At 70.4% G+C, this 18,610-nt stretch carries 18 protein-coding genes; 8 read left to right on the top strand and 10 right to left on the bottom strand.

Going from position 1 to position 18,610, the window contains the following annotated elements; translation table 11 throughout:
- Positions 1-5: 5 nt before the first annotated feature.
- The 3 genes from CLV67_RS36115 to CLV67_RS36105 all read right to left on the bottom strand — a co-directional run bounded on the left by CLV67_RS36115 (position 6) and on the right by CLV67_RS36105 (position 3,000).
- Complete coding sequence (locus CLV67_RS36115) at positions 6-899, bottom strand: carbohydrate ABC transporter permease (RefSeq protein WP_106326706.1); 894 nt, start codon at positions 897-899, stop codon at positions 6-8.
- Positions 892-1,842, bottom strand: a complete 951-nt coding sequence (locus CLV67_RS36110) for a carbohydrate ABC transporter permease (RefSeq protein ID WP_106326704.1) — start codon at positions 1,840-1,842, stop codon at positions 892-894. The genes CLV67_RS36115 and CLV67_RS36110 overlap by 8 nt, the downstream gene beginning before the upstream one ends.
- Positions 1,843-1,944: 102 nt before the next feature.
- Entirely contained in the window at positions 1,945-3,000 is a 1,056-nt protein-coding gene (locus CLV67_RS36105; RefSeq protein WP_146169421.1) for a LacI family DNA-binding transcriptional regulator, read from the bottom strand.
- Between the two features lie 97 nt (positions 3,001-3,097).
- Here CLV67_RS36105 and CLV67_RS36100 point away from each other — a divergent pair, with 97 nt between their 5' ends.
- Together CLV67_RS36100 and CLV67_RS36095 are read left to right on the top strand one after the other, a co-directional pair.
- A complete protein-coding gene (locus CLV67_RS36100; RefSeq protein WP_170154130.1) occupies positions 3,098-4,339 on the top strand; it encodes a LacI family DNA-binding transcriptional regulator in 1,242 nt (413 codons plus the stop codon).
- Between the two features lie 779 nt (positions 4,340-5,118).
- Positions 5,119-5,643, top strand: coding sequence for a hypothetical protein (locus CLV67_RS36095; RefSeq protein WP_170154129.1), 525 nt, complete (start codon positions 5,119-5,121; stop codon positions 5,641-5,643).
- Here CLV67_RS36095 and CLV67_RS36090 read toward each other — a convergent pair.
- Positions 5,567-6,637 (bottom strand): alkene reductase, encoded by a 1,071-nt coding sequence (locus CLV67_RS36090; RefSeq protein ID WP_106326697.1) that lies wholly within the window; start codon positions 6,635-6,637, stop codon positions 5,567-5,569. The genes CLV67_RS36095 and CLV67_RS36090 overlap by 77 nt on opposite strands.
- 81 nt (positions 6,638-6,718) lie before the next feature.
- Between CLV67_RS36090 and CLV67_RS36085 the strand changes: the two genes are divergently transcribed.
- A complete protein-coding gene (locus tag CLV67_RS36085) occupies positions 6,719-7,171 on the top strand; it encodes a MarR family winged helix-turn-helix transcriptional regulator (protein WP_170154128.1) in 453 nt (150 codons plus the stop codon).
- On the opposite strand, the gene CLV67_RS36080 is transcribed toward CLV67_RS36085, so the two are convergent.
- From CLV67_RS36080 to CLV67_RS36070, 3 genes are all read right to left on the bottom strand, one after another.
- Positions 7,107-7,676: a DivIVA domain-containing protein gene (locus tag CLV67_RS36080; RefSeq protein WP_106326692.1), complete on the bottom strand. Its 570-nt coding sequence runs from the start codon at positions 7,674-7,676 to the stop codon at positions 7,107-7,109. The genes CLV67_RS36085 and CLV67_RS36080 overlap by 65 nt on opposite strands.
- Before the next feature lie 145 nt (positions 7,677-7,821).
- Positions 7,822-9,381, bottom strand: coding sequence for a methyl-accepting chemotaxis protein (locus CLV67_RS36075; RefSeq protein ID WP_106326690.1), 1,560 nt, complete (start codon positions 9,379-9,381; stop codon positions 7,822-7,824).
- Between the two features lie 79 nt (positions 9,382-9,460).
- Positions 9,461-10,147, bottom strand: a complete 687-nt coding sequence (locus CLV67_RS36070) for an NUDIX hydrolase (RefSeq protein ID WP_106326688.1) — start codon at positions 10,145-10,147, stop codon at positions 9,461-9,463.
- 58 nt (positions 10,148-10,205) lie between these two features.
- Between CLV67_RS36070 and CLV67_RS36065 the strand changes: the two genes are divergently transcribed.
- Positions 10,206-11,264: an SPFH domain-containing protein gene (locus tag CLV67_RS36065; RefSeq protein WP_106326686.1), complete on the top strand. Its 1,059-nt coding sequence runs from the start codon at positions 10,206-10,208 to the stop codon at positions 11,262-11,264.
- Positions 11,261-12,145, top strand: coding sequence for a diacylglycerol kinase catalytic domain-containing protein (locus CLV67_RS36060; RefSeq protein WP_106326684.1), 885 nt, complete (start codon positions 11,261-11,263; stop codon positions 12,143-12,145). The genes CLV67_RS36065 and CLV67_RS36060 overlap by 4 nt, the downstream gene beginning before the upstream one ends.
- A gap of 65 nt (positions 12,146-12,210) precedes the next feature.
- On the opposite strand, the gene CLV67_RS36055 is transcribed toward CLV67_RS36060, so the two are convergent.
- Entirely contained in the window at positions 12,211-12,894 is a 684-nt protein-coding gene (locus tag CLV67_RS36055; RefSeq protein WP_106326682.1) for a hypothetical protein, read from the bottom strand.
- Positions 12,895-13,057: 163 nt separating this feature from the next.
- Here CLV67_RS36055 and CLV67_RS36050 point away from each other — a divergent pair, with 163 nt between their 5' ends.
- On the top strand, positions 13,058-14,014 hold the full coding sequence (locus CLV67_RS36050) for an alpha/beta fold hydrolase (RefSeq protein WP_106326680.1): 957 nt from the start codon (positions 13,058-13,060) through the stop codon (positions 14,012-14,014).
- A gap of 42 nt (positions 14,015-14,056) precedes the next feature.
- On the opposite strand, the gene CLV67_RS36045 is transcribed toward CLV67_RS36050, so the two are convergent.
- Complete coding sequence (locus tag CLV67_RS36045; protein ID WP_106326678.1) at positions 14,057-14,983, bottom strand: ATP-binding protein; 927 nt, start codon at positions 14,981-14,983, stop codon at positions 14,057-14,059.
- A 106-nt stretch (positions 14,984-15,089) separates the two neighbouring features.
- On the opposite strand from CLV67_RS36045, the gene CLV67_RS36040 reads away from it, so the two are divergent.
- Entirely contained in the window at positions 15,090-16,628 is a 1,539-nt protein-coding gene (locus tag CLV67_RS36040; protein ID WP_106326676.1) for a UxaA family hydrolase, read from the top strand.
- Positions 16,629-16,887: 259 nt separating this feature from the next.
- Positions 16,888-17,331, top strand: coding sequence for an AAA family ATPase (locus CLV67_RS36035; protein ID WP_170154127.1), 444 nt, complete (start codon positions 16,888-16,890; stop codon positions 17,329-17,331).
- A 146-nt stretch (positions 17,332-17,477) separates the two neighbouring features.
- On the opposite strand, the gene CLV67_RS36030 is transcribed toward CLV67_RS36035, so the two are convergent.
- On the bottom strand, positions 17,478-18,458 hold the full coding sequence (locus CLV67_RS36030) for a LacI family DNA-binding transcriptional regulator (RefSeq protein ID WP_106326672.1): 981 nt from the start codon (positions 18,456-18,458) through the stop codon (positions 17,478-17,480).
- Between the last annotated feature and the right edge of the window lie 152 nt (positions 18,459-18,610).

Genomic DNA, 18,610 nt, shown 5'->3' with positions numbered 1-18,610 from the left:
GGGATTCATTTGATGCCGGTCGTCGCGATGCCCTTGATCAGGAATCGCTGGCCGACGAGGAATGCGAGGAAGATCGGGAGGAGCGAGACCACGCTCATGGCGAACATCGATCCCCACGAGGTGGAGACCGTGGCGTCGACATAGGAGCGCAGCGCGACCGGCACCGTGTACATCTCCGGGTCGGTCAGGTAGATGAGCTGACTGAAGAAGTCGTTCCACGTCCAGATGAACGTGAAGATCGTGGTGGTGGCCAGCGCCGGGAGCATCAGCGGCAGGATCACCTGTGCGAAGATCCGCGGGTGGCCGGCGCCGTCGATGCGGGCCGCCTCGTCCAGCTCCTTGGGCAGGCCGCGGATGAACTGGACCATCAAAAACACGAAGAACGCGTCGGTGGCCAGCAGCTTCGGCACGATCAGCGGCAGGAACGTGTTCACCCAACCGAATTGGGAGAACATCACGTACTGCGGAACGATGATCACGTGGATCGGCAGCATGATGGTGCCGAGCATGATCGCGAACCAGATCTTCTTGCCGGTGAACTCGAGGCGCGCGAAGGCGTACGCGGCCATCGAGCAGGAGACCAGGTTGCCGATGATGCAGCCGAGCACGACGATCGCCGAGTTGATCAGATAGTGGCCGAACGGCGAGGACAGCGCGTTCCAGCCCTCGCTGTAGTTGCTGAACTCCAGGCTGCCGGGGATCAGGCCGGGCGAGCGGAAGATCTCCTCGCCGGGTCTCAGGGAGCTGGCCACCATCCAGATCACCGGGTAGAGCATCACCAGGGTGAGCAGGATCAGGCCGGTGTGCTTGGCGACGCTTCTCGCACTCCCGGGAATTCTTACTTCCTTCTGCGGTACGGCCACCGACGCCTTGTGCGTGCGTTCGCGCAGGTCAGTCATCGTAGAAAACCCATCGCTTGGCGGCCCAGAAGTTGACCGCGGTGAACGCCGCGATGATCAGCAGCAGGAGCCAGGCCAGGGCCGAGGCGTAGCCCATGTCGAAACTGCCGAAGCCACGCTGGTAGAGGTAGAGCGTGTAGAACATGGTCGAGTCGGACGGGCCGCCGGTGCCGCCGGAGACCACGAACGCCTGGGTGAACGACTGGAACGCGTGGATGATCTGCAGCACCAGGTTGAAGAAGATGATCGGTGACAGCAGCGGCACGGTGATCCGTCGGAACTGGGTCCACCGACCGGCGCCGTCGATCGACGCCGCCTCGTAGTACATGACCGGGATCTGCCGCAGCCCGGCCAGGAAGATCACCATCGGCGCGCCGAAGGTCCACACGTTCAGCACGATCAGGGTCGACAGTGCGGTGTCCGGATCGGAGATCCAGCCCGTGCCCTGGATGCCGAACACGTTGAGGAACTGGTTGATCAGCCCCTCCGCGCCGAAGATCTGCCGCCACAGGACCGCGATCGCGACGCTTGAGCCGAGCAGCGACGGCAGGTAGAACGCCGAACGGTAGAACGCCAGCCCACGCATCCCACGGTCGAGCAGCAGAGCCAGTCCCAGCGCGCAGGCCAGCTGCAGCGGGACCGAGACCAGCACGTACGTGAAAGTGACGCGCAGCGCGTTGTGCAGCCGCTCGTCGGAGAGCATGCGCTCGAAGTTCTCCAGCCCGTTGAACTCGGGCGGCTGGATCAGGTTGTAGTCGGTGAAGCCCAGAACGAGTGACGCGGCCACGGGGCCGGCGGTGATCAGCAGTAGCCCGGCGAACCAGGGCAGGAGAAACAGCAGGGCGGCCCTGGTGTCCCGCTTGCGGGCGGCCCTGGTGTCCCGCTTGCGCGGCGGACCGCCGGTGGAGGTGTTGAGCCGTTGAAGTTCGCCGATGGCGCTCACCCGACCCCCTTCCTACGTGGAAACCGTATTCCGGAGTCTGCGGCGTTACAGCGGGGGCGGTCAAGTGTTTCGGGCAGATGAATCAGAGCGGGGGGAAAGCGCTTACCTGACGCGCTCGCGCTTGCCCGCACTTCCTCGGACGATGAGCGCGCCACGGAAGGTCTCACGGGCCGGGCCGTCACCCTCCGGCCGTTCCCGGACGGCCAGTTCGATCGCCCGCACGCCGATCTCGGTGAACGGCAGCGCGATCGTCGTCAGCCCCGGCGTCAGGTCCCGCGCCAGCGGCACGTCGTCGAACCCCGTCACCGACACCCGCCCCGGCACGTCCACCCCGGCCGCACGGCAGGCCGCCAGCACGCCGATCGCCACCGGGTCGTTGATCGCCACCAGCACGTCGGTGCCGTCCAGGCCCTCCCGGATCAGCTGGGCCGTCGCGTCGAACCCGCCCTGCCGGCTGACCTCGCAATTCACGATCCGGATGTCCTGCACGTCGGCGCCCGCGGCGAGCAGACCCTCGACATAACCCGAGGTACGCGCGGCGGCGTACGCGCGTTCACGGGTGCCGGCCAGGATGATCGCCCGGCGGTGCCCGGTCCCGGCCAGGTGCTCGCCCATCAGCCGCGCCGAACCGCGGTCGTCCACCGCGAGCGCGTCGAACGGCAGATGCACGCCGCCACTGCCGTAGATGATCACCCGGCCGCCGTTGCGCTCGAAGGCCCGCAACTCGTCGAGAACCCGGGTGTCCGACGACTCGTGACTGATCCGCGTGCTGGTCAGCACCAGCGCCCGCGGACGGAACCCGGCCAGCGTCCGGATCGTCGCGGCCTGCAGCTCGGGCAGACCACGGGTCGAGGAGACCGTCACGAACGCGTCGACCGTGCGGGCCTGCCGCTCCATGGCTGCCACCACGGCGGCCACCGCGGGCGTCGCCAGATCGTCGGCGACCAGGGCGATCGCGTCACTGCCCCGATTCATCGCGCGGGCCGCGGCGTCCATCGTGTACCGCAGCCGGGTCGCCGCCTCGATCACCTTGCGCGCGTTCTCCGGCGCCACCGAACGGTTGCCACCACCCAGCACCCGCGAGGCGGTCGCCACGGACACTCCAGCCTCCGCGGCAACGTCACGTAGGGTAACGGTGTCCCTGGCGCGGTGCGGCAATCTGTGGTCCTCTCCGGGCGGCGCTCACTCTCCGGTGAGAGACAAACAGCCAGCCCTCACCGGTGGAAACCGTATCCCGTCGTGCCAGAATCGCGAAGTGAGTGACCACAACCGAACCGGCGCCGTCACGCTGCACGACGTGGCCCGCGAGGCGGGCGTCTCCTACGCGACCGCCTCCCGGGCACTCAACGGCAGCGACCGCAACGTCCGCGCCGAGAACCTGGCCCGCGTCCAGGAGGCGGCCGGCCGCCTCGGTTACTCCCCGCACGTCTCCGCGCAGGCCATCGCCCGCGGCTCCAGCAACACGGTGGCGCTGATCGTCGGGGCGGTCGACGACCCCTACTTCGCGTCCATCGCCGACGGCGTCGCCGAGGGCGCCTACCAGGCCGGACTCACCCTGACCGCGGCGGTCACCGACCGTTCGCCGGACATGGGCCTGCAGATCGTACGGACCATGCGCGGCCGCCGCCCGAGGGTCATCCTGATCGCCGGCAGCCGTGTCGACGACGACGGCGTCTACGCGGCCCTCGCCGAGGAACTGGCCGCCTACCGGCGCGGCGGCGGCCGGGTGGCCCTGCTGAGCCGCAACGACCTGGACTTCCCCACCCTGACCGTCGACCATCACGGCGGAGCGTTCCGGCTGGCCCAGGCCCTGGCGGGACTCGGCTACCGCCGGTTCGCGGTATTGCACGGCGACGACCGGATCCGCATGTCGTACGACCGGCGCCAGGGTTTCCTCGACGGCCTGCGTCAGGCCGGCATCGTCCCGGATCCCCGGCATGTGGTGGCCACCGACCTCAACCGGGACGGCGGCCACCGAGCGGCGACGGCCCTGCTCAGCGCCGGGAGAGACCGGCCCGGCAGCGACCCGGGCCGCTCCCCCGAGGCCGCGACTCCACCCGGCCGCAACGCGAGCCACTCCCCCGAAGCCACGAACCCACCCGGCCGCAACGCCAGCCACTCCCCCGAAGCCACGAACCCACCCGGCCGCAACGCCAGCCACTCCCCCGAAGCCACGAACCCACCCGGCCGCAACGCCAGCCTCTCCGGCGGAGGCTCCGGGGCCGTCGAGGCGATCTTCGCGGTGAACGACGTGATGGCGATCGGCGTAATGACCGCGGTACGGGAGGCCGGCCTGGTCCCGGGCCGGGACATCGCCGTGGCCGGTTTCGACGACATCGACGCGGCCCGCGACGTCACGCCGATGCTGACGTCGGTCCGGGTACCGCTTCGCGATCTGGGCCGCCGAGCCCTTGAACTGGCGTTGGCCGACGATTTCCCCGGCATCGTCGAGGTCCAGGTCGAAGTGGTGCTGCGGGAAAGCACCCCACCGCGCTGAAACCCTTTCCTGAAACGGAAACCGTATTCCTCTCTCGCACCACGGCGGCCACCGAATTTCCATTCCAGAACAGATGTCATGGTCGAGCAGCCACAGACGCGTTAACGGGTGGGGAATCGCACGTTCGCACGCTGGGAAACAGCATTCTCGGCAGTCGCCTACGAGGAAGCGCCTACGCCAGAACACCGCACCTCCCAGCGTGGTGACCTACGCCCACGGGCACGCCACACATCACCACGCACACCGCCACCGGCGACAACGTGGTGACCCACGCCCACCAGCACGCCACACATCACCACGCACACCACCACCAGCGACAACGCGGCAACCCACGCCCACCAGCACGCCACACATCACCACGCACACCACCACCAGCGACAACGCGGCAACCCACGCCCACCAGCACGCCACACATCACCCCACGCGCCGGTGGCACGGCGGAAGACTGGCGGGGAATCAGGCGGGGGTCAGGAGGCAGAACTCGTTGCCTTCCGGGTCGGCGAGGACATTCCAGTGAATGTCGGCCCTGCTGGCCACCCCGGTCCTGCTGCTCGGGGCGATGCTGACCTCGCCGCCGCAGGCCGAGGAGTCCGACGCGGGCTACCTCGCGTCGCTGGCCGAGGGCGAGAGCCTGTCGATCGTCTCGGCGAACTTCTTCCACTACTACTGGGTGGCGATCGCCCTGGCCGTGCCGGCCGTGCTCACCCTGCTGCGCGGGACGCGGGACGCGGGACGCGGGACGCGGGACGCGGGGCCGGGCGCTGACCGCGGCCGGTGTCGTGGCGACGATGGTCGGCGCGATCCAGATGTCGGGCATGCTGTTCGCCGACTGGGTGTTCGCGGCGCTGCCGAACATCGTCGGCCTCGAGTCGGCGGTGACCGTGTTCGAGCAGGTCAACAGCAGTGTCTCGATGAGCGTGTGGCTGCGCACCGGCGTGTTGCCGGGCATCGTGATGCCGGCGGTGCTGATGGCCGAGCTGGCCCGCAACGGAGTGGTCGGCTGGTGGACGGTGCCGGGGACGCTGCTGCCGATGATCGCCGGGCCGATGGTGGGCGCGATGGTGGCGCCCGTGCCGGGAAGCGTTGTCGGTGCGCTCCGCTCGTCCTGCTCGAATGCGCCTCTGGACCCGTACGACCAAGTGATCTTTTTCGGTCTGAAAGGCCCGCCGGGCGGAACGCCTCACGGTCGGGGAGGCCCGCCGGCCCGGGAGCCGGCGGGCCTGTCCGTCAGGCGTCGAGAGCCGGGTAGTCGGTGTAACCACGCTCGTCGCCGCCGTAGAAGCTCGCCGGGTCGGGCGTGTTGAACGGTCCGCCGGCCGCGAGCCGGGCCGGAAGATCCGGGTTGGCCAGGAAGTTCGCGCCGAAGGAGACCAGGTCGGCGGTGCCGTCCTCGATCAGGGCGAGCGACTCCGGGCCGGTGGCGGCCGGGTAGGTGGCGGGGTTCACGATCAGCGTGGCCGGCCACCGCTCGCGCAGGCGCCGGGTCAGGCCGCGGTCCGGGTTCTCGACCAGGTGCAGGTAGGCCAGGCCGAGCGGGGCCAGCCGGTCGACCAGGGCCGTGTAGGTCTCCTCGACGTCGTCCTCGGCGATGTCGTTGTACGGGTTGCCCGGCGACACCCGGATGCCGACCTTGTCGCCGCCGATCGCCTCGGCCACCGCACCGGCGACCTCGACGGCGAAGCGGATCCGGCCGTCGACGCTGCCGCCCCAGCCGTCGGTGCGCCGGTTGGCGTTCGAGGACAGGAACTGGTGCACGAGGTAGCCGTTGGCACCGTGGATCTCCACGCCGTCGAACCCGGCGGCGATCGCGTTACGAGCGGCCGAGGCGAAGTCGGCGATCGTCTCGGTGATCTCCTGCTCGGTCAGCTCCCGGGGGACGACCAGGACCTGCGGGCCCTCGTTGGTGAACACCTGGCCGTCGGCCTTGACCGCGGACGGGCCGACCGGGTGCAGGTCGTCGGGCAGCAGGCTGGGGTGCCCGATCCGGCCGGTGTGCATGAGCTGCGCGAAGATCACGCCGCCGGCGGCGTGCACCGCGTCGGTGACCTTGCGCCAGCCGGCTACCTGCTCCTCGGTGTGCAGGCCGGGGGTGTTCAGGTAGCCCTGTCCGATCTCCGAGGGCTGGGTGCCCTCGGTGATGATCAGGCCGGCGCCGGCGCGCTGCGCGTAGTAGGCGGCCATCAGGTCGGTCGGGGTGTTGCCGGGACCGTAGGCGCGGCTGCGGGTCATGGGGGCCATCGCGATGCGGTTGGCCAGCTTGGTGCCGGCCAGGTCATACGAGTCGAAGGCGTTGGCCATCAGAGCACTCCTCAGTGGAAAGTTCGCGTCGCGAAACAAACTAGTTCGCAGCGCGAACTTCTGCAAGGTAGGATGACCCGCATGACAGCGACCTCGGGCTTCGGCAACGCCTTGGTGTGCCTGTCCGTGCTGATCCAGCGGCGTTACGCGCAGATCTGCGCCGACCACGATCTGACCGTCGCGCAGGCCCAGCTGCTCTGCGCGGTCAAGGACGAGCCCCGCGGCATGGGCGAGCTGGCTCAGACACTCGGGCTGGCCAAACCCGGCCTGAGCGGGCTGGTCGACCGCACCGTGCGCCGCGGTCTCGTCGAGCGGGTGGCGTGCCCCAGCGACCGCCGCGCGTGCAGCGTGGCCGGCACCCCGATGGGCAAGGAGATCGGCCAGGCACTGCACCGCGACGTGGCCGTCCGCCTGCCCGACATCTTCGAGGGCCTGACCGAGGCCGACCGGCGGATTCTGGAGGAGCTGGTCAGCGCGGCGATCGGTTCGCCGGCTTCGGGTCCATGCCCCGCAGGCGGTCCCCCAGCTGGCTGATCAGGGACTCCCGGCGCTCCCGGGCCTCCCGGCACAGCGCGTCGATCCGTTCCAGGGCGTCGCGGCGCTTGGTGACCAGGCCGGCGATCCGTTCGGCGTGGACGCTGCGCGCGTCGGCCACCACCGTCGACGCCCGCAGTTCCGCGTCGCTGACCAGCAGCGCGGCCTCGGTCGACGCCCTGCGCAACACGTCCGCGGCGACCCGGTTCGCCTCGGCGGTGTGCTGGTCGGCGGTCTGCTGGGCGAACTCCACGAGCCGCGACGGGTCCACCGAGCGGGCCTTCTCCAGCTCCGCCCGCAATCTCTCGACGCGCTCCTGCGCCTCGGCGCACTCGGCCTCCAGCCGGCACAGCTCGGCGAGGTCGCGGTTCTCCGCCTCCAGGCGGCCCATCTCGTCGGCCACCTCCTTGAGGAAGGCGTCGACCTGGACGTCGTTGTAGCCGCGCGCACCCTCCGCCGGCTCCCGGAACGCGTTGCTGCCGACCTGAGCTGCGGTGAGCGACATGGATTGACCAACTACCTTTCCGGGCGGCTCGGCGACGGAGAGGGCAGAACCTTGTTCGAAATCGGCCAGCAGGAGACGTGAGGAAGTAGACGCGAACGCTTCTTCAATGTCAACACCGTGCTACGGGATGGACCTGCGTCAGTAATCAACTGACACGAAAAGAGCCCACCAGCACGCGCAACTCCTCGGCGGTACGGGCCACCTCGGCACTGGCCAGGTTGGTCTGGCTGGTGCCCGCCACCGAGATCGAACTGGCCCGCGCCACCTCGGCGATGCTGACCGCGATCCGCCCGCTGCCGGATGCGACCTCGCTGATGCTCCGGCTCATCTCGGCCGTCGTCGCGGTCTGCTCCTCGACCGCGCTGGCGATCGTCGTCTGATAGTCGTTGATCTTGGCGATGACCTCGCTGACCCGGCTGATCACGTCGACCAGGCCGCCGGTCTCCTGCTGGATCGCCGTGACCCGGCTGGTGATGTCCTCGGTGGCGCGGGCCGTCTCCTGGGCCAGGTCCTTGACCTCGCTGGCCACCACGGCGAAACCCTTGCCCATCTCGCCCGCACGGGCCGCCTCGATGGTGGCGTTGAGCGCCAGCAGGTTGGTCTGCTCAGCGATCGAGGTGATCAGCTTGACGACGTTGCCGATCTCCACGCTCGACGCCCCGAGCTGCTCGATGCGCTGCGTCGCGAGCGCCGCCTCGGAGACCGCCTCACCGGCGATCTGGGCGGCCCGGTTGGTGTTCTCCGAGATCTCGCGGATCGAGACGCCCATCTCCTCGCTGCCGGCCGCAACGGTCTGCACGTTGCGGGAGATCTCCTCGGCCTCGGTCGACGCGGCCGAGGTCTGGTGGTCGGCCTTGTCCGCCGCGCCGGCGATCTCCTGGCTGGTCGCCGAGAGTTCGGTGGCGGCGCCGGCCAGGGTGTCGGCGTTCTCGGCCATCCGCTGCATGGTGGTGCGGATGCTGTCCACGGCGGTGTCGAGCTCGGCCGCCATGACGCCCAGCTCGTCACGGGACACGATGCCGGTCCGCTGGGTCAGGTCGCCCCGGGAGAGGGCCGCGACCACCGCGCCGACGCGCCGGACCGGGCCCAGGATCGAGCGGACCAGCGGTACCGACAGCGCCACCAGCACGATCAGGCCGCCGGCGGCGACGGCCAGCATCCACCACATGGCCGACGACTTGGTCGACTCCATGGCCTCACGCTGCTCCAGGATGCCGGCGTCGAGCTTCTCGTGAATGGCGCCGATCGCGTCGTCGACCACGCCGTTCTGCTCGGCGATCAGTTCGTACCGGCCGGCCACGCTGCGCCGGTCGGCGACCGCGTCGGCCACGAACTCGGTGACGAAGACGTTGAACGCCTCCACCTCGTCGCCCAGCGCCTTGATCGCATCGTCGATGTCACCGACCTCCTGGGCGCCGGCGGCCGCGAGAGCCTCGTTGGCCGAGACCACGTCGTCGGCGGCGTCCCCGGTCACGTCGTCGCCGTTCGCCGCGCGGTAGGCGTCGACCTTGAGCTCGGCCTCGCGGGTGTCCAGGTGGTTGAGGCCGGCCTTGGTGACCGTGAAGTTGTTGAGGCTCTCCTGCTTGATGCTCAGCTGCTCCTGTGACCACAGCCCGATGCCGGTCAGTGCTCCGGCGACGAGCACACCGGTCACCACGATCGAGGACAGCCGTTGGGCGACGCTGAGATCAACAAGGTGAGGCATGGGGTATCCCGGTCAGTTCGGTCGGAGTTTCTCTCTTCCGTCGCATCGGCCCGGAGAAAGCGGTACTGAGCCCTTCGGGTCAAACCTGCCCGGACCGCAGCAGCGGCGGATGCAGCAGGGCGGCCGGGCCGCGCCGGAAGAGCTGGGCCGGGCGGCCCCGCTCGCGGATCACAGTGCCGCCGGTGGCCTCCACGAAGCCCTCGGCGCCGGTCACCTTGCGATGGAAGTTGCGCGGGTCGAGACGGGTCCGCCACACGGTCTCGTAGACCTGCCGCAGCTCGGCCACGGTGAACTCGGGTGGGCAGAACGCGGTGGCCAGCGGGGTGTACTCGAGCTTGGCGCGGGCCCGCTCGATGCCGTCGGCGAGGATCCGGTCGTGGTCGAAAGCCAGGTCACCGGCCTCGATGTCGTCGACCGGCCGCCAGGCGGCGCCGGCCGCGTCGCTGCCGGCCACCGGGCTCGGCAGGTCCGGGAGCAGTGCCAGGTAGGCGATCGTCACCACCCGGCCACGCGGGTCACGGCCCGGCGCGCCGTAGGTGGCCAGCTGTTCGAAGTGTCCCGTGCGCGGGTCGAGCCCGGTCTCCTCGCGCAGTTCGCGCGCGGCCGCCTCATCGAGGTCCTCGTCGGGCAGGACGAAACCACCGGGCAGGGCCCATTTACCGAGGTACGGCTCGATGCCGCGCCGGATCAGCAGAGCCTGCAGCGCGCCCTGGCGGATGGTCAGAAGCACCAGGTCCACGGTGACCGACACCACGCTTGTCGTCATGTTGACGATAATAGCGTGCAGGCTTTATCGTCAGGTTGACGACAACGAAGGGATCGACATGGCTGACGTGACGCGCCGCCTCCACCTCCGGCACCTGCGTGGCGCCCCGACGAGCTGGGTCAGCCACACCGTGAAGGGCCGGGAGAAGCGCTCCGGCACCGGGCTCTCGTTCTGGTATCGGCCGCTCACCGCGGTCCTGTCCGAGGTCCCGGTCGACGACCGCGAGCTGCCGCTGCTGTTCCACGCCCGCACCGAGGACTTCGCCGACGTGACCGTGCAGGCCACGGTCACCTACCGGTTCAGTGACCCGTCAGCGGCCGCGGGCCGTCTCGACTTCTCCATCGACCCCTACAAGGGTCGCTGGCGCGGCCAGCCGCTCGACCAGGTGGCCACCCTGCTCGCCGAGCTGGCCCAGCAGCCCGCCCTCGACGTGCTGGCCCGGCTGCCGCTGGCCGAGGCGCTGACCACCGGCATCGCCCCGGTCCGGCAGTCGGTCGCCGACGCCCTCGCGAGCGACCCGCGCCTGGTCGAGACCGGCGTGTCGGTGGTCAGCGCACGGGTCGTCGCGATCCGCCCGGAGCCCGACCTGGAGCGGGCCCTGCAGACACCGACCCGTGAGCAGGTGCAGCAGGACGCCGACAAGGCGACCTACGCCCGCCGTGCGCACGCCGTCCAGCAGGAGCGGCAGATCGCCGAGAACGAGTTGCAGAGCAAGATCGAGCTGGCCCGCAGGCAGCAGGAGCTGGTCGAGCAGCACGGTGCCAACACCCGCCGCGAGGCAGAGCTCGACGCCGAGACCCAGCTGGTCGCGGCGAAGGCCGACGCCGACCGCAAGGAGGTGGCCAGCATCGCGGCCACCGAGCGGGCCAGGCGGGCCGCCGCCGGCGAGGCCGAGGCCACCCGGGTCCGCGACGAGGCCCGCGCCGCCGGCGCCCGACTCGTGGGCCTGGCCGAGGCGGAGGCCGAGGCCGCGCGCATGGCCACCTACCGTGACCTGCCGCCGGCTGTCCTGCAGGCTCTCGCGCTGCGCGAGCTGGCCGGTCAGCTGCCACAGATCAACGAGCTGACCGTCACCCCCGACGTGCTCACCAAGCTGGCCGGGCGGCTCGGCAAGTGAGCACCCTGACCCCGCGGATCGTGATCGTGTCGCGGCGCAGCGAGCTCGACGAGCTGCTCGCCCGGCACGGCACGCTCGGTGCCGCGGCGTATTTCCTGCGCCAGCGGGGCCGCGACCTCGACGAGGTGACCGTCCGGCATGAGGCGTTGAAGGCGGCGCTCACCGAGGTGGGCACGGCCGTCCCGGCCGACTGGCGGCGCGGGCACGTGGAGCGCGCGGACCTGCCACGGTTCCTGTTCGCTCCGGAGGACGTGATCATCGCGGTCGGTCAGGACGGCCTGGTGGCCAACGTGGCGAAGTATCTGGACGGACAGCCCGTCATCGGCGTCGACCCCGAGCCCGGCCGCAACCCCGGCGTACTGGCCCGGCACCGGGCGGGTGCGGTCGCCACCCTGCTCGGCACCACCGGCCGGGACGCCCGGGAGCGGACCATGGTGGTGGCCCGGCTCGACGACGGCCAGGAGCTCTACGGCCTCAACGAGGTCTATGTGGGACACGCCGGCCACCAGTCGGCACGATACGTGCTGTCCACACCCGAGGGCGCACGTGAACGGCAGTCGTCTTCCGGGCTGATCGCCGGCACGGGCACCGGAGCGACCGGCTGGTGCGCCTCGATCGCCCGCGAACGCGCCGCGGCCCCGGCGCTGCCCGCTCCTGACGAGCCGGCGCTGTGCTGGTTCGTCCGGGAGGCGTGGCCCTCCCCCGCGACCGGTGTCACCCGGACCGCGGGCCTGCTCACCGCCGGCGCCGAGCTGGAGCTGACCAGCGAGTCCGAGCGTCTGGTCGTCTTCGCCGACGGCCTGGAGACCGACGCCCTGGAGCTGTCCTGGGGCCAGCGCCTGCGCATCGGCGTGGCCGCCCGCAAGCTGCGCCTCGCCTGACCACCACCGGCTGTGTCGTACTGCTGTCTCGGCGGGCCCGAGACAGCGGTGTGACACAGCCGGGCCTAGGCGAGCAGGGCCTCGCGCATGGTGCGGCCCGGGTTGAAGCCGCCCACGATCCTGTTGGCGGCCGGGTCCCAGACGTCGACGGTGTTGTTGCGGCGCATCTGATCGCGGATGCCGGGCGGAAGCGGCGGCGCGTCCGGCATCGCGTTGCGCAGGTCCCGCGCGGCCGCGATCAGCCCGGCCGCCAGCGAGGCACCGTCGGCGTCGGGCGCCACGCCGCCGTACTCCCAGCCGGACGTGACCAGGTCGAGGATCTCCAGCACGTGGCTCAGCACCGGCTCGGCGGCGGTCACCCGTACGACCTGCTTGGCCCGGGTGGCGACCACGGCCGCGGCGGCCGCGACATGGACGTACGGATGAAGCCCGCCCGGCATCGCCGACAACGGTGACCGGAGCCGCGGTCCGGCGTGCTGCCAGGTCCACCGGTAGTCGTGGCGTTCGGTCTGGAAGCCCTGCGCCACGGTGGCCGCGTAGGCGGCGTCGGCGTACTCGCGCAGCACCACCGCCGCGACGATGATCCCGTCGTCGCCGTCGAGCATCGCCGCGCCCGCGGCCGCCTGGTCGGCGAAGCGCCCGGGCACGTGCCCGCCGAACCGCTCCCGCAGTGCCCGGTAGAGCTCCTGTTGGCGGCCGGGGTCCCGCTCGGCCTGTCGCTTACCCGCCCCGAACCGGAACCACCGCATGTCGCCTCGTCTCAGCCGCCAAAGAGATCGCGGCACATCGTAATCGGCCGCTGGTGTTCACATTTCTCCGGTTGGGGCGACTCAAACGGTTGACAGTTCATCATCGACCACGGCTAATGGAAACACTGTTTCGGAGAGCGTTACGGACACCCCTGGAGGTCCCGTGTCTCTGTCCCTTCGCCATGCCCTCGCCACGCTCGTGATATCCGCGAGCGTCCTCGTAGCCGCCCCCTCGACCGCGAACGCCGCCACCGCCGCCGAGGTGGACGGCAGCATCTCGGTGCCCTGCTGGATCTACACCTACAAGCCGGACGCCGACTGGTACTTCCCGGCCACCACGAGCCCCAAGGCCCTGGTGTATCTGCAGCACGGCTTCTCCCGCGCCAACGACAACGTGGCCGACCTGGCCCGGAAGTACCAGGCCGCCGGATATCTGGTCGTCGCGCCGACCCTGCCGTCCGCCGACATCTACGGCTGCACGGTCAACAACCTCGGCAACAACACGGCCTTCCTGAACAGCGTCGCTACCTGGATCGGCGACGCCGCCAACCCGTCGGGCGCGCTGGCCAGGAGCTACGCCGCGGCCGCCGCCAAGGCCGGGCGGTCCGGCAGCACCCTGCCGTCCAGGTACGTGCTGGCGGGGCACTCGGCCGGCGGCGAGGCCGTCACCTACATCGCCAACCGGCTGCGCACCGCCCATCCGGCCGCCTTCGCGAACGTCCAGCACCTGCAGCTGCTCGATCCGGTGAAGTCGATCTTCGGCAACAACATGGCGAGCGGGCTGAACGGACTGGCCGGCACCTCGCTGCCGATCCTCACCATCTCGTCACCGCCGTACCTGGCCAACAGCGACGCGAGCGGCACCGTCGAACTGACCGGCACCCTCGACCGGCCGTTCCTCGGTGTCCGGCTGACCACCGGCTCGCACTGTGACGCCGAGGGCGCCAGCACCAACGTGCTCTGCACGCTGACCGCCGGCACCTCGCAGGCGGCCAACGTCGCGGCGCTGCAGACCCTCGCCGTGAACTGGGCCTCCGGCGAGGGTTCCTATTACCCGGGCGGCGCCTATTACCAGAGCCTGCTGGCCGACGGCGTGATCCAGACGCTCAGCGGCAACTGAGCGGGGCGCGGCGCCGCTCCTGCCGGGGCGGCGCCGCGACGATCACACCAGTTGGGTCGACACGTCGCCGTGGGCGGCGCGGACCCAGCCCTTGCCGGCCATGCGCAGGTGGAGCGTACGCATCAAATCCTGCCGATCCACCGCGGACAGTGACCGGACCGCCGCATGGTCGGCGATGCGCGTCAGTGCGGAGGCGTCGTCCAGGTCCTCCGGCCGCGGCGGCGTCCCGGCCTGCCGCGCGCGCCGCAGCCCGGTCTGCGCGCCGAGCACCGCGATCGGCTCGACGCCCAGTTCCCGTTCCAGGTACTCGAGGTCGAACCGGTCGGCGACCTTGTTGCCGACGATCGCGACCGCGTCCAGGACACCGGCCGCATCGGCCAGCTCCCGGTAACGCCGCGCCACCGACACCGACTCCGGCGTCGGCTCGGCCACCACCACGATCACGTCGAACTGGGCGTGCAGCGAGTTCGCGAAGGCGTCGGTGCCGGCCACCATGTCGCAGACCACCCAGCCGTCGTCCGCCGGGTCGAGGTGCGAGAGCAGGTTCTCCAGGATCGCCAGGTGCCCGTGGTAGCAGCCGGTGCCGATGTCCCCGGGCTCGTAGGTGCCGACGTGCATGACGTGGACCCGCTCGTCGAGCGCGGTCGCGTGCCCGGCCAGCACCGGGTCGCCCGCCTCCAGCGTGACCAGGCGCGAGCCCGGCCCCGGCGGCGTGGTCGCCACGAAGTGGTCCGGTCCGTCGATCAGCGGGTTGGTGCCGAGCAGGTGCGTGCGCACCTTTCGCGCGTTGTCCGGGTGCGACAGCGCGTCCTCGGCGCGCGCGGTCACCCCGAGCAGCGGCGCTAGGTGCACGTTGACGTCGGCGTCGACGGCCAGGACCCGGTGCCCGGCCGCCCGCAGGTGCTGCACGAACAGCGCCGCGAGGGTGCTCTTCCCACTGCCACCCTTGCCAGTGAAAGCGATTTTCATTTGCATGAAGATAAGGATGGCAGAGCCACGGGGCAAGTACCGCCATACCCCCGAGCGTGTCAGGATGGCGGTTGCAAACGTTCCCACAACACGTCAAGGAATCCCCATGCCGGAACCTGACCTGCGCGAGGTGGCCCTGCTGCTGCGCGAGCACGACGACGTCGCGGTGGCGACCCGCGAGCTGACGGCCGGGGAGGTGCTGCGGCACGGCGGCCGGGAGCTGACCGTGCTGACCACCGTGCCGCGCGGGCACAAGATCGCGGTGCACGACCTGGACGAGAACGCGCCGATCCACAAGTACGGGCAGGTCATCGGCCGGACCACGACCGCGGTGCGGGCCGGCGACCACGTGCACGCGCACAACCTGGGAATGGCCGCGGTCGACCACGAGTACGAGTTCGGCACCGCCGTCACCCCGATCCCGCCGGCCACTGGCGGCATGCGCACGTTCCAGGGCTACCGGCGCTCCGACGGCAGGGTCGGCACCCGCAACTACATCGGCATCGTCACGTCGGTGAACTGCTCGGCGTCGACGGCCCGGATGATCGCCGACCAGTTCCGCGGCCCGATCATGGACATCTACCCGAACGTCGACGGGGTGGTCGCGCTCGCCCACGACTCCGGCTGCGGCATGGTCCCTGCCAGCGAGGGCGGTCAGATCCTGCTGCGCACGCTGCGCGGGTACGCGAACCATCCCAACATCGGCGGCATCCTGGTCCTCGGGCTGGGCTGCGAGATGATCGGCGTGGACACGCTGCTCGCCGGCCTTCCCGAGAACTCCGACACCGTCGTCGAGCGGCTCACCATCCAGGACACCGGCGGCGTGCGCGCCACCGTGCGGGCGGGCACGGCGGTCGTGCGTACCCTCCTGGAACGCCTCAACGAACGCCGCCGCGAGACCTTCCCCGCCTCGAAACTCGTGGTCGGCCTCAACTGCGGGGGCTCCGACGGGTACTCCGGCATCACCGCCAATCCGGCGCTCGGCCACGCCTCCGACCTGCTCGTCGCCCAGGGCGCCACCACCGTACTGGCCGAGACTCCCGAGGTCTTCGGCGCCGAGCACCTGCTCACCCGCCGCGCGGTCAGCAAGGAGGTCGGCCAGAAGCTGCTCGACAGGATCGCCTGGTGGCACCGGTACGTCGAGGCCGGCGGCGGCACCCTCGACAACAACCCGTCCCCCGGCAACAAGGCCGGCGGTCTCACCACGATCCTGGAGAAGTCGCTCGGAGCCGTGGCCAAGGGCGGTTCCGCACCGCTGAACGCCGTCTACGAGTACGCCGAACCGATCACCGACAGTGGTTTCACCTTCATGGACACCCCCGGCTACGACCCGGTCTCGGTCACCGGCCTGGTCGCGGGCGGCGCCACCGTGGTCGTCTTCACCACCGGCCGCGGCTCGGTGCTGGGCGGCAAGCCGGCGCCGGTGCTGAAGGTCGCCACCAACACGGAGACCTACCAGCGGATGAGCGAGGACATGGACCTCGACACGGGCGGCATCGTCACCGGCTCGCTCACCATCACCGAGGCCGGCGACCGGATCTTCGAGGCCATCCTCGCGGTCGCCTCCGGCCAGGAGACGTGCAGCGAGGACCTGGACCTCGGCCGGGACGAGTTCATCCCGTGGCAGCTGGGCGCGGTCACTTAAGAACCATCTATACGGTACGGAAGGAACACCCCCTCGAACGCAGCAACCCCGTCCCGTGTCTCCCACGCGGCGGGGCTGCCGGGTCAAGGGCCCCCACGCGACCGCCGGGGCTGAGGCGACCACCCCCGGTCACCCATTCACCGCCCCTGTCGATCACCGAACTGTGGCCTGTGGCCGCCTCCCGGCCCGGGAAGCAGCCCTGCCCCACAGCCGGGCGCCAAGAACGGCCCTAGATGATCGTCATCAGTAGGGTGGCGGTGTGACGCGAGCACTGGTGACGGGAATGTCGGGCGCAGGGAAAAGCACGCTGCTCGAGGAGCTGTCGCGTCGCGGCCACCGCGTCGTCGACACCGACTACGACGGTTGGACGCTGCCGGACGGAACCTGGGACGAGCCCCGCATGTCAGCCCTGCTGGATGATCGCGACGAGGTGGTCGTCTCCGGAACCGTGATCAACCAGGGCACCTTCTACGACCGCTTCGATCACGTCGTTCTGCTGAGCGCGCCCCTCGACGTCCTCCTCGAACGCGTCGCGAACCGAGCGAACAATCCCTACGGCAAGACCGCCGAACAGCAAGCAGAGATCAAGCGTTACCTGGACGAGGTCGAGCCCCTGCTCCGCCGTGGTGCGACAACCGAACTCGACGGCCGCCGTACGGTGGGGGAACTCGCCGACTCCGTCGAACGGTTACTCACCGGCTAGAGAGCCTCGGAGCACAGGTCATCGTCGCGGGAGGGGCCGTGTCGTGGCAGCCCCACAGATCTTGTGAGGTTCGGGTCGAGATGGCGGCCGAACCTCACGAGATCCGTCCATTGATGGGCGGCGGCGAGGACGGGTGACGGGAGTGGTCAGGCGGGAGGCTCGCCGGAGGAGGCGCGGACGACCAGGGTCGTGGGGAGGATGACCTCGGCACCCTGGGCGGCGGTCATGCTGCCGGCCCGGCCCAGCAGCAGGTCGAGGCCGATCGCGCCGGCCCGGTCCTTGGGGACGGAGACGCTGGTCAGGGGAGGGTGGCTCATGCCGGCGAGGCTCACGTCGTCGTAGCCGACGACGCTCAGCCGGTCGGGCACGACCGCGCCGCGGGCCGCCAGGCGGTGCAGCAGACCCATGGCCACCAGGTCGTTGTAGGCCAGGACCGCGGTGGCGGGAGCGGCCAGCACCAGGTCGCCGGCGAGGACGCCGCCGTCGAAGGTCGGTGCTACCGAGCCGATCGGCAGGATCTCCAGGTCGTCGCCGTCGAAGGTGGCCAGTCCGGCGAGGCGCTGCCGGGTCGCCCAGGAGTCCTCGGGGCCGGAAACGTACGCGATACGCCGGTGCCCGAGTGCCCGAAGGTGCTGCACCGCCTGGCGGGTGCCGTCGACGATGTCCGCCACCACGGACGACAACCCGGGTACCCGGCGGTGCAGCAGGACCGTGTTCTGCGGGTCGGCGGCGGCGAGCAACTCGGCGTCCTTGGCTCGCGGGGAGCAGAGCAGGATGCCGTCGGTGTTGTGCCGCAGTGTCGCGATCGCCTCGAGTTCGGCGACGGGGTCCTCGTCGGTGTCGCTGATGAAGACTCCGCAGTCGACGGCCCGGGCCCGCGCGGTCACGCCCTTCGCCACGTCGGCGAAGAAGGGATTACGCAGGTCCGGGACGATCAGCCCCAGGTTTCCGGTACGCCCGGTGATGAGTCCCCGGGCGGCCCGGTTGGGCTGGTAGCCGAGCCGGTGCGCGACGGCGACGACGGCTTCGCGGGTGGCCGGGCTGACGCTGCCGCCGGTCAGCGCACGGGAGACCGTCGACACCGAGACACCGGCCGCACGCGCGACATCCTGCACGGTCGTGCGCACCCGATCCACTCCTCCACTGGCGCCTGTTGCCGCGCCAGCATAACGAGCGGCCGTTCGTCAGTAGTTGAACTGGTCGACGTTCTGGTCGGTGATCGCGAGCGCCGGGCCGAGCAGGAGCATCTTGTCGGCCTCGGTGTACGCGACCGCGGACA

This window comes from Actinoplanes italicus, from assembly GCF_003001815.1.
Taxonomy (GTDB): domain Bacteria; phylum Actinomycetota; class Actinomycetes; order Mycobacteriales; family Micromonosporaceae; genus Actinoplanes; species Actinoplanes italicus.
The sequence above is the reverse complement of the archived record's forward strand: the minus strand, read 5'-3'. Positions and strand labels throughout refer to the sequence as shown.